The 3713-nt window shown below is 36.8% G+C and carries 4 protein-coding genes; 3 read left to right on the top strand and 1 reads right to left on the bottom strand.

The genetic code is table 11. The annotated features are described in order from the left end of the window. Positions 1-111 precede the first annotated feature (111 nt). The 3 genes from tacF to ADI58_RS02875 are packed head-to-tail and all read left to right on the top strand — an operon-like array spanning position 112 to position 3223. Complete coding sequence (gene tacF / locus ADI58_RS02885) at positions 112-1599, top strand: type IV teichoic acid flippase TacF (protein ID WP_049521391.1); 1488 nt, start codon at positions 112-114, stop codon at positions 1597-1599. A gap of 9 nt (positions 1600-1608) precedes the next feature. Next, entirely contained in the window at positions 1609-2412 is an 804-nt protein-coding gene (locus ADI58_RS02880) for a LicD family protein (protein WP_049521390.1), read from the top strand. Position 2413: 1 nt separating this feature from the next. Next, positions 2414-3223 (top strand): LicD family protein, encoded by an 810-nt coding sequence (locus ADI58_RS02875; RefSeq protein WP_049521389.1) that lies wholly within the window; start codon positions 2414-2416, stop codon positions 3221-3223. Positions 3224-3376: 153 nt separating this feature from the next. Here ADI58_RS02875 and tnpA read toward each other — a convergent pair. Then, positions 3377-3713, bottom strand: a 337-nt coding sequence (gene tnpA / locus ADI58_RS02870) for an IS200/IS605 family transposase (RefSeq protein ID WP_049521388.1), incomplete at its 5' end; no start/stop codon positions are given.

Here is a 3713-nt window from a genome sequence, read left to right as displayed (position 1 = left end):
AGTACGGTAAGGCGACGCTGACGTGGTTTGAATTTGATTTTCGAAGAGTATTACTGCCCTTCATTTCTTATTAGCTGACTTTATGATATAATGAAAAACGAGGTAAATTGAATGAAAAGTATAAAATTAAATGCTCTATCTTATATGGGAATTCGTGTCTTGAATATTATTTTTCCCATCTTAACTGGTACCTACGTCGCGCGTGTCTTGGACCGAACTGACTATGGTTACTTCAACTCAGTTGACACTATTTTGTCATTTTTCTTGCCCTTTGCGACTTATGGGGTCTATAACTACGGTTTACGGGCCATCAGTAATGTCAAGGATAACAAAAAAGATCTGAATAGGACCTTCTCCAGTCTTTTTTATTTGTGCATAGCTTGTACGATTTTGACTACCGCTGTCTATATCCTTTCCTATCCTCTCTTCTTTACAGATAATCCAATCGTCAAAAAAGTCTACCTTGTTATGGGGATTCAACTCATTGCCCAGATTTTTTCAATCGAATGGGTTAATGAAGCTCTGGAAAATTACAGTTTTCTCTTTTACAAGACTGCCTTCATCCGTATCCTGATGTTGGTCTCTATTTTCCTGTTTGTCAAAAATGAACACGATATTGTTGTCTATACACTTGTGATGAGTTTATCGACACTGATTAACTATCTGATTAGTTATTTTTGGATTAAAAGAGACATTAAGCTTGTTAAGATTCACATAAGTGATTTTAAACCGCTCTTTCTCCCTCTAACAGCCATGTTGGTCTTTGCCAATGCCAATATGCTCTTCACATTTTTGGATCGCCTCTTCCTTGTTAAAACAGGGATTGATGTCAACGTTAGTTACTATACCATGGCTCAGCGAATTGTGACCGTTATAGCTGGTGTTGTAACTGGAGCTATCGGAGTGAGTGTGCCTCGTCTCAGTTACTATTTGGGTAAAGGAGACAAAGAAGCCTATGTTTCTCTGGTTAATAGAGGAAGTCGAATCTTTAACTTCTTTATCATTCCTTTAAGTTTTGGGCTCATGGTTTTAGGACCAAATGCTATCCTACTTTACGGTAGTGAAAAATATATCGGAGGTGGTATCTTAACCTCTCTCTTCGCTTTTCGGACGATTATCCTGGCACTAGATACCATTCTTGGTTCCCAAATTCTCTTTACAAATGGCTATGAAAAACGAATCACAGTCTATACAGTCTTTGCAGGATTACTCAATTTGGGCTTAAATAGTCTCCTCTTTTTCAACCACATCGTGACTCCTGAATACTACTTACTGACAACTATGCTATCAGAGGCCTCTCTACTTGTTTTCTATATCATTTTCATCCATAGAAAACAACTCATCCACTTAGGACATATCTTTAGCTATACTATTCGATACTCGCTCTTTTCACTTTCCTTTGTAGGAATCTATTTCCTGATTAATTTCTTGTATCCTGTGGATATGGTCATTAATTTCCCATTTTTGATTAATACTGGTTTGATTGTCTTGCTATCAGCCATCTCTTATATTGGTCTACTTGCCTTCACCAAAGATAGCATTTTCTATGAATTTTTAAACCATGTCCTAGCCTTAAAAAATAAATTCAAAAGATCATAGGAGTTTAGAATGAAACAACTAACCATTGAAGATGCCAAACAGATTGAATTAGAAATTTTGGATTATATTGATACTCTCTGTAAAAAGCACAATATCAACTATATTATTAACTACGGTACTCTGATTGGGGCAGTTCGACATGAGGGCTTTATCCCTTGGGACGACGATATTGATCTGTCCATGCCTCGAGAAGACTACCAACGATTTATAAACATTTTTCAAAAGGAAAAAAGCAAATATAAGCTCCTTTCCTTAGAAACTGATAAGAACTACTTTAACAACTTTATCAAAATAACCGACAGTACGACTAAAATTATTGATACTCGGAATACAAAAACCTATGAGTCAGGTGTTTTTATCGATATTTTCCCTATGGATCGCTTTGATGATCCTAAGGTCATTGATACTTGTTATAAACTGGAAAGCTTCAAACTTCTGTCTTTCAGTAAACATAAAAATATTGTCTATAAGGATAGCCTTTTAAAAGATTGGATACGAACAGCCTTCTGGTTGCTCCTTCGACCTGTTTCTCCTCGTTATTTTGCACATAAAATCGAGAAAGAAATTCAAAAATATAGTCGTGAGAATGGGCAGTATATGGCTTTTATCCCTTCTAAATTTAAGGAAAAAGAAGTATTCCCAAGTGGTACCTTTGATAAAACAATTGATTTACCCTTTGAAAATTTAAGCCTTCCAGCACCTGAAAAATTTGATACTATTTTGACACAATTTTATGGAGATTATATGACCCTACCACCAGAAGAAAAACGCTTCTACAGTCATGAATTTTACGCTTATAAATTGGAGGATTAGGATGCAGTATTTAGAAAAAGAAGAAATTAAAGAAATTCAACTAGCCCTGCTAGACTATATTGATGAGACTTGTAAGAAACATGATATTCCTTATTTTCTAAGTTATGGAACCATGCTTGGAGCTATCCGCCACAAAGGTATGATTCCCTGGGACGATGATATCGATATTTCCCTTTATCGTGAAGATTATGAGCGCTTATTGAAAATTATTGAGGAAGAAGACAATCCACGTTATAAGATTCTATCCTACGACACTTCTTCTTGGTACTTCCATAATTTCGCATCGATTTTGGATACTTCTACTGTTATCGAAGACCATGTTAAGTACAAGCGTCATGACACCAGTCTCTTTATCGATGTCTTCCCAATTGATCGCTTTACAGACTTGAGCATTGTCGACAAGAGTTATAAGTATGTAGCCCTTCGTCAACTAGCTTATATTAAAAAATCACGCGCAGTTCACGGTGATAGCAAGTTAAAAGATTTTCTAAGATTATGTAGCTGGTACGCCCTCCGAGTGGTCAATCCCCGTTACTTTTACAAGAAAATTGATCAGCTGCTCAAAAATGCTGCAACCAACACTCCTCAATATGAGGGAGGAATTGGGATTGGTAAGGAAGGTATGAAAGAAATCTTCCCAGTTGATACCTTTAAAGAACTCATCTTAACTGAGTTTGAAGGCCGTATGTTGCCCGTCCCTAAAAAATATGATCAATTTTTAACCCAGATGTATGGGGATTATATGACACCACCATCAAAAGAAATGCAGGAGTGGTATAGCCACAGTATTAAAGCTTATCGCAAAAGCTGATTAATCAGTAGTTTACAAGAAAAAATCACGACCACCCGTCTAACGGGTGGTTTGTCCCAGGGCTATAAGCCAGCGCCTAAAGACGCTGGCTTTCACTTTGTTCAAGCCTTATTGCTCTTGACTCGTCACTTGCCTCTCAAAGAGGCTTTAGTATTACTTACCACTATCCCTAAAGGGATCCTCATACTCTTTTACACTTAATTTATCTAGTGCTATATCATGCTTTTCCTGCTCTTGAATATATTTCTTAATTGTGGCTTCATTAAGCCCTACTGTACTTACATAATAACCTTCCGCCCAGAAATGCCGATTCCCAGACTTGTACTTGAGATTGGCGTGTTTGTCAAATATCATGAGTGCACTTTTTCCTTTTAAATAACCCATGAAACTCGAAACATTTATCCTTGGTGGAATACTGACTAATATGTGTACATGGTCTGGCATTAAGTGACCCTCGATAATTTCAACTCCTTTATAACTACACAAGCGA

This window comes from Streptococcus mitis, from assembly GCF_001074635.1.
Classification (GTDB): domain Bacteria; phylum Bacillota; class Bacilli; order Lactobacillales; family Streptococcaceae; genus Streptococcus; species Streptococcus mitis_E.
The sequence above is the reverse complement of the archived record's forward strand: the minus strand, read 5'-3'. Positions and strand labels throughout refer to the sequence as shown.

What these genes read in the sequence shown, in the direction of transcription:
- tacF (WP_049521391.1), top strand. Translation starts at nt 112, where the DNA reads ATGAAAAGTATAAAATTAAATGCTCTATCTTATATGGGAATTCGTGTC.
- ADI58_RS02880 (WP_049521390.1), top strand. Translation starts at nt 1,609, where the DNA reads ATGAAACAACTAACCATTGAAGATGCCAAACAGATTGAATTAGAAATT.
- ADI58_RS02875 (WP_049521389.1), top strand. Translation starts at nt 2,414, where the DNA reads ATGCAGTATTTAGAAAAAGAAGAAATTAAAGAAATTCAACTAGCCCTG.